This is a genomic window from Saccharothrix sp. NRRL B-16348 (assembly GCF_001280085.1).
In the GTDB taxonomy this organism is placed as follows: Bacteria; Actinomycetota; Actinomycetes; order Mycobacteriales; family Pseudonocardiaceae; genus Actinosynnema.
Genome location: NZ_LGED01000158.1, coordinates 102,676 through 109,309 on the forward strand (window position 1 = coordinate 102,676; position 6,634 = coordinate 109,309).

A 6,634-nucleotide genomic window follows, 5' to 3' on the forward strand; every position below is an offset into this window, starting at 1 on the left:
GCCGAGACGACGCGGGCCAGGATTGCGGCCATCGAGGATGGAACCCCGCACGTCGGAACGGGGTCAGAGAGACATGCACCTGCGACGAGTCCCCGCCCTGACCACTGTGCTGGCCTTGGCGCTCACGCTCGGCCTCTCGGCCTGCGCCACCAAGGTCATCGGCAGCCCGGTCGCCGCGGCGGGCGGGTCGACCGGTGAGCAGACCGCGTCCGGCAAGCCGTCGTCGACCAAGACCTCGTCGCCCAAGACGTCCAGCAAGGCGAACGCGCCGAAGACCACCGAGGCCGAGAAGCCGTCCGGCGACGTGAAGATCACGACGAAGAAGAAGACCGAGGGCTACGAGGACTGCGACATCCTCACGCCCGAGGACGTGGCCGCGGCCGTCGGCGCGTCGAAGGGCGGCGAGAAGGGCTGCGTGCAGAGCACGGAGGACCCGTTCGCGGTCGTGCTGTTCATGGTCACGTTCGCCGAGTACGAGGGTGAGGCGCGGACCATCGAGGTCGGCGGCAACACCGCGTACGAGGTGAAGGAGAAGGGCGGCGACTGCACGGTGCTGGTCATGCTGACCGACGACCCGGAGGAGATCACCCCGGCGTTCCAGGCCACCGTGACCCCGATCGACGAGATCGACCCGTGCGAGATCGCACTCAAGCTCGCCACCAAGGGCTTCGAGAAGATCCCGAATGCTTAAGTAGGTCCGGGAACGGCCGGTCGGGGTGCGCTCCGACCGGCCGTTCCGCGTTTCAACCGGTCGCGGCGGGTCGGGATGGGTCTGAGGACCACTGCGACCAAGAGCCCGCGTAGAGCGGCGCGGGGTGGTCCGGGGTGGTGATGCCGGCCACTTCCAGGGCCAGGACCACCGAGGACGCCGTGACGCCGGACCCGCAGTAGGCGGCGACCGGGCGGTCGGTGGTGACGCCGATGGCCTCGAAGCGTTCGGCCAGCGCCGCGGCGGGCAGCCAGCGGCCCTCGGAGGTGTGGCCCGAGGTCGGCGCGTTCAGCGCGCCCGGGATGTGCCCGGCGCGCGGGTCGACCGGCTCGGTCTCGCCCCGGTAGCGCTCGGGGGCGCGCGCGTCGAGCAGCGTGCCGGCCTCGGTGAACGCGGCGGCCTCGTCGGCGTCCAGCACGGGCATGCCGCCGGGCTGCACGACGATGTCGCCGGGAACGGGCGTCGGGGTGTGCGCGTCGACGGGGCGGCCCTCGGCGGTCCACGCCGCGAAGCCGCCGTCCAGGACCGCCACTTCCGGGTGACCCGCCCAGCGCAGCAGCCACCAGGCACGTGCGGCGACGGAGCCGTCACCACCGTCGTACGCCACGACCGGGTGATGCCGGCGGACACCGGCGGCGCGCAGCACGGCCTGGAGCGCAGCCGGGTCGGGCAGCGGGTGGCGGCCGCCGGCGCCGGGCGGTGAGGACAGCTCGGTGTCCAGGTCGACGTAGACCGCACCGGGAACGTGTCCGACCTCGTAGTCTTGACGTCCCGGTGGTCCGACCAAGCGCCACCGGACGTCGAGCACGACCGGTGGTTCGGCGCCGTTCAGCGCGGAGGCCAGGGCTTCGGTGCTGATCAGTGGATGCACGGCACCATCCTGCACCCGTGACCGGCCGACTAGCATTGACGCCATACGAAGGGGAGCGGGTGTGAACGACCTCATCGACACCACCGAGATGTACCTCCGCACGATCTACGAGCTCGAAGAAGAGGGTGTGGTGCCTCTGCGCGCCCGCATCGCCGAGCGGCTGGGCCAGAGCGGTCCGACGGTGAGCCAGACGGTCGGTCGGATGGAGCGCGACGGCCTGGTCGTCGTGGCCGACGACCGCCACCTCGAGCTCACCGAGCAGGGCCGCAACCTGGCCATCGCGGTCATGCGCAAGCACCGGCTCGCCGAGCGCCTCCTGGTCGACATCATCGGCCTGGAGTGGGAGCACGTGCACAGCGAGGCGTGCCGCTGGGAGCACGTCATGAGCGAGGCCGTCGAGCGCAAGCTGGTCAAGCTCCTCGGCAACCCCACCACCTCGCCCTACGGCAACCCCATCCCCGGTCTGGACAAGCTGGGTGACGGCGAGCCCGCCCCGCCCGCCGAGGCGGACCTGGTGCGGATCGACGAGGTGGCCCGGCGCGGCGGCGGTCGCGTCGAGGTGCGCCGGATCGCCGAGCACGTGCAGCTCGACGAGGACCTGATGGCCGAGCTGAAGGCCGCCGGCGTCGTGCCGGGCGGCACGGTCGAGGTCGACTCGCTCGGCGGCGCGAAGGTCATCCAGGTGCGCGGCAACGGCACGGTCGCCGAGTTGGACCCGGCGGTGGCGCACGCCGTCCTGGTGCAGGCCCGGTGAGCCCGGCGCGGCGCGCGATCGCCGCGTTCACCCGGCTGCACGGCGGCACGCCGCGCGGTGTCTGGTCCGCGCCCGGCCGGGTGAACCTGATCGGGGAGCACACCGACTACAACGACGGCTTCGTCCTGCCGTTCGCCCTGCCCCACCGGACCGCGGTGGCCGCGTCGCCGCGTGACGACGGTCGGTTGCGCGTGGCCACGGTGGGTGACGACGGCGTGGTGCAGCAGGCCACGCCGGTGCTGGTCGCCGACTTGGAGCCCGGCGCGGTCAAGGGCTGGGCGGCGTACCCGGCGGGGGTGGCGTGGGTGCTGCGCGAGCAGGGCCTGACCGGCGGTGCGGACCTGGTGATCGCGGGCGACGTGCCGGCGGGCGCGGGCCTGTCGTCGTCGCACGCGTTGGAGTGCGCGGTGGCGTTGGCGCTGCTCGGGCTGGCCGACCACGCGGCCGACGACCTGCCGCGGATCGCGCGCTGGGTGCAGCGCTCGGAGAACGACTTCGTCGGCGCGCCCACCGGTCTGCTGGACCAGACCGCGTCGCTGTGCTGCACCGAGGCGCACGTGCTGTTCCTGGACGTGCGGTCGTTCGAGGCCGAGCAGGTGCCGTTCGACGCGGCCGAGCACGGCCTGGAAGTGCTGGTCGTCGACACGCGGGCCAGCCATTCGCACACCGACGGCGGCTACGGCGCGCGGCGCGCGGGCTGTGAGAAGGCCGCGTCGATCCTGGGGGTTCCCGCGCTGCGGGGCGTGGACGTGAGCGGGCTGGACGGCGCGCTGGCCCGGTTGCCCGAGGAGCTGCGCCCGCTGGTGCGGCACGTGGTGACCGAGAACGAACGGGTGCTGGCGGCGGTGGAGCTGCTGCGCACCGGCCGGCTGGCGGAGCTGGGACCGCTGCTGGACGCCTCCCACGCGTCGCTGCGCGACGACTACAAGGTGTCCGCGCCCGAGCTGGACGTCGCGGTGGACGCGGCGAAGGAGGCGGGCGCGTTGGGCGCGCGGATGACCGGCGGCGGTTTCGGCGGGTCGGCGATCGCGCTGGTGCCCGTGGAGCGGCACGACGAGGTGGTGCGGCGGGTGTTGGCCGCGTTCGCCGGACGTGGTTGGACGACACCGAGGACTTTCACGGCGGTGCCCTCGGCGGGCGCCGGCCGGGATCACTGACGGACTGGGTCGAAAGCGGGGATGCAGGGTGAAGTTGCTCGTCACGGGCGGCGCCGGGTACGTGGGCAGCGTCTGCGCGGCCAGGCTGGTGGAGTCCGGGCACGAGGTGGTCGTGCTGGACGACCTGTCCACCGGGCACGCGGACGCGGTGCCGGACGGTGCGCGGCTGGTCGAGGCGGGCATCGATGACGCGATCGGTGACGTGCTCGCCGAGGGGTACGACGGTGTGCTGCACTTCGCGGCCAAGTCGCTGGTCGGCGAGTCCATGCAGGACCCGGCGAAGTACTGGCAGGGCAACGTGGTGACGTCGCTGCGGCTGCTGGACGCGATGCGCGGGCACGGCACGCCCCGGCTGGTGTTCTCCTCCACCGCCGCGACCTACGGCGAGCCGGAACAGGTGCCGATCGCGGAGACCGCGCCGACCCGCCCCACCAACACCTACGGCGCGACGAAGCTCGCGATCGATCACGCGATCACGTCCTACGCCGCCGCGCACGGCCTGGCCGCCGTGTCGCTGCGCTACTTCAACGTGGCGGGCGCGTACGGGCGGTTCGGCGAGCGGCACGGAGTGGAGACGCACCTCATCCCGATCGTGCTGCAGGTCGCGTCCGGCCGGCGTGAGCGCGTGCAGGTGTACGGCGACGACTGGCCGACCGACGACGGCACGTGCGTGCGCGACTACATCCACGTCGTGGACCTCGCCGACGCGCACCTGCGGGCGCTGGAACACGCGGCGGCGGGCGAGCACCGCATCTACAACCTGGGCAACGGGCTGGGCTTCTCGGTCAAGCAGGTCGTCGACGCGTGCCGCGAGGTGACCGGCCACCCGATCCCGGCCGACGTGGCGCCGCGCCGCGCGGGCGACCCGGCGGTGCTCGTGGCCTCCAGCGACAAGGCACGCACCGAGCTGGGCTGGAAGCCCGAGCGGGTGGACCTGGCCGGCATCGTGCGCGACGCGTGGGACTTCACCCGGTCACAACAGGGGGCGTGAATGGCAGGCAAGATCACCGAGGCCGCGTTCGGGGACCTGACCTCGTTCACCGAGATGCCGAGGCTCTCCGGGCTGGCGCTGTCGCCGGACGGCACGCGGCTGGTCACCGTGGTGGCGACGCTCTCGCCCGACGGCAAGGCGTGGCAGGGCGCGCTGTGGGAGGTCGACCCCGCCGGTGAGCGTCCCGCGCGGCGGTTGACGCGTGGCGCGAAGGGCGAGTCCGCGCCCGCGTTCACGCCCGACGGCGCGCTGCTGTTCCTGTCGGCGCGGCCCGACCAGGAGGCCAAGCCGTCCGACCGCGACTCGAAGGACAAGTCGGCGCTGTGGCTGCTGCCGCCCGTCGGCGAGGCGCGCGAGCTGTACCGCCCGGCCCGCGGGGTGTCGGAGTTCGCGGTGGCGCGGGACGCGGGCACGGTGCTGCTCGCGGCGGGCGCGCACCCGACCGCGGAGTTCGGCGAGCAGGACGAGGAGCACCGCAAGGCCCGCGAGGACGCCGGGGTGACGGCGATCCTGCACGAGTCGTACCCGGTGCGGTACTGGGACGCCGACCTCGGGCCGAGCTTCCCCCGGCTGCTGGCGACCACGTCGCCGGTGGACGTGGACCGCGACCGCATCGACCAGTCGTCCGACCTGGTGGACCTGACGCCCAACGCGGCGTCGCGGCTGGACGACTCCCCCGCGATCAGCCCCGACGGGCGGTGGGTCGTGCACACCGAGAGCGTCGCGGTGAGCGCGTCCTACGGCGCGCGGGTGCGGCTGCGGCTGACGTCGACCGACGGTGCGGCAGACCGGGTGCTGGCCGACCTCGACGGGCACTCGTTCCTGCAGCCGGTGTTCCTGCCGGACTCGTCGGGCGTGATCGCGGTGCGCGCGCTGGACTCCACCCCGGACCGCCCGTGGACGAACACGTTGGTGCGCATCGACCTGGCGTCGGGTGCGGTCGAGGAGCTGGCGGCGGACTTCGCCGAGGAACCCGACCACCCGGTGGTGAGCCCGACCGGTGACGCGGTGTACTTCACCAGCAGCCACCGGGGCCACCAGCCGATCTGGAAGCTCGACCTGGCGTCCGGCTCGGTGGTGAAGCTGACCGCGACCGGCGCGTACACCGACGTGCGGGTCAGCCCGGACGGCGCGTCGGTGTACGCGCTGCGCAACGCGTGGGACCACCCGCCGCAGCCCGTGCGGCTGTCGGCGTCCGGTGTGGACCAGGTGGCCGTGCCGCTGCCCGCGCCCGGTGCGGTGGAGTCGGTGCCGGGGACGTTGACCGAGATCGACACGGTGGTCGAGGACGGCCGGACCGTGCGGGCGTGGCTGGTGCTGCCGAGCGGCGCGTCGGCCGAGCAGCCCGCGCCGTTGCTGCTGTGGGTGCACGGCGGTCCGGTGATGAGCTGGAGCGGGTGGAGCTGGCGGTGGAACCCGTGGCTGACGGCCGCCCGGGGCTACGCGGTGCTGCTGCCGGACCCGGCGCTGTCGACCGGGTACGGGCACGACTTCGTGCGCGCCGGGTGGGCCGCGTGGGGCGGCAAGCCGTACACGGACCTGATGGCGATCACCGACGTGGCGGTGCGGCGGAACGACGTCGACGACTCGCGGACGGCCGCCATGGGCGGGTCGTTCGGCGGGTACATGGCGAACTGGATCGCCACTCGGACCGACCGGTTCAAGGCGATCGTGACGCACGCGTCGTTGTGGCACCTGGACGCGTTCACCGGGACCACCGACGACTCGTACTACTGGATCCGCGAGATGGGCGACCCGCTGCGGCAGCAGGACACCGTGCGGGCGAACTCGCCGCACCTGCGGGTGGCGGACGTCAAGACGCCGATGCTGGTCATCCACGGCGACAAGGACTACCGGGTCCCGATCGGCGAGGGACAGCGCCTGTACTTCGACCTCGTGCGGCACGGGGTGCCGGCGAAGTTCCTGTACTTCCCGAGCGAGAACCACTGGATCCTGACGCCGGGCAACGCCAAGGTCTGGTACGAGACGGTCTTCGCGTTCTTGGCGGAGCACGTGCTCGGCGAGCCCTGGGAGCGGCCGGAACTCATCTAGCGCCAATACCAGTGACTTAAGGGTTATTGCGGTAGGTTGTGGGTTCTGGAGGTGTCTGGATGCCACGGCCTGGGCAACTGAAGCCCGAGACGGATGCGCG

The 6,634-nt window shown here is 72.8% G+C and carries 6 protein-coding genes; 5 read left to right on the plus strand and 1 reads right to left on the minus strand.

What is annotated here, in order from left to right; translation table 11 throughout:
* The first annotated feature begins 73 nt into the window (after positions 1–73).
* Complete coding sequence (locus ADK67_RS16075) at positions 74–691, plus strand: DUF3558 domain-containing protein (RefSeq protein WP_197289474.1); 618 nt, start codon at positions 74–76, stop codon at positions 689–691.
* A gap of 52 nt (positions 692–743) precedes the next feature.
* Here the strand turns inward: ADK67_RS16075 and ADK67_RS16080 are convergent, their stop codons facing one another.
* The gene (locus tag ADK67_RS16080) at positions 744–1,580 is read right to left on the minus strand and encodes a sulfurtransferase (protein WP_053717237.1); all 837 of its coding nucleotides are present in this window, start codon (positions 1,578–1,580) and stop codon (positions 744–746) included.
* Between the two features lie 61 nt (positions 1,581–1,641).
* Between ADK67_RS16080 and ADK67_RS16085 the strand changes: the two genes are divergently transcribed.
* The 4 genes from ADK67_RS16085 to ADK67_RS16100 are packed head-to-tail and all read left to right on the plus strand — an operon-like array spanning position 1,642 to position 6,534.
* Positions 1,642–2,334 carry a metal-dependent transcriptional regulator gene (locus ADK67_RS16085; RefSeq protein WP_053717238.1) on the plus strand — a complete coding sequence of 231 codons (693 nt, stop codon included), beginning with the start codon at positions 1,642–1,644 and terminating at the stop codon, positions 2,332–2,334.
* On the plus strand, positions 2,331–3,491 hold the full coding sequence (gene galK, locus ADK67_RS16090) for a galactokinase (protein WP_053717239.1): 1,161 nt from the start codon (positions 2,331–2,333) through the stop codon (positions 3,489–3,491). Before ADK67_RS16085 ends, galK begins: the two co-directional genes overlap by 4 nt.
* Positions 3,492–3,519: 28 nt before the next feature.
* On the plus strand, positions 3,520–4,482 hold the full coding sequence (galE, locus tag ADK67_RS16095) for a UDP-glucose 4-epimerase GalE (protein ID WP_053717240.1): 963 nt from the start codon (positions 3,520–3,522) through the stop codon (positions 4,480–4,482).
* Positions 4,483–6,534 (plus strand): alpha/beta hydrolase family protein, encoded by a 2,052-nt coding sequence (locus ADK67_RS16100; RefSeq protein ID WP_053717241.1) that lies wholly within the window; start codon positions 4,483–4,485, stop codon positions 6,532–6,534.
* Positions 6,535–6,634 lie beyond the last annotated feature (100 nt).

What these genes read in the sequence shown, in the direction of transcription:
- ADK67_RS16100 (WP_053717241.1), top strand. Translation starts at nt 4,483, where the DNA reads ATGGCAGGCAAGATCACCGAGGCCGCGTTCGGGGACCTGACCTCGTTC.
- ADK67_RS16075 (WP_197289474.1), top strand. Translation starts at nt 74, where the DNA reads ATGCACCTGCGACGAGTCCCCGCCCTGACCACTGTGCTGGCCTTGGCG.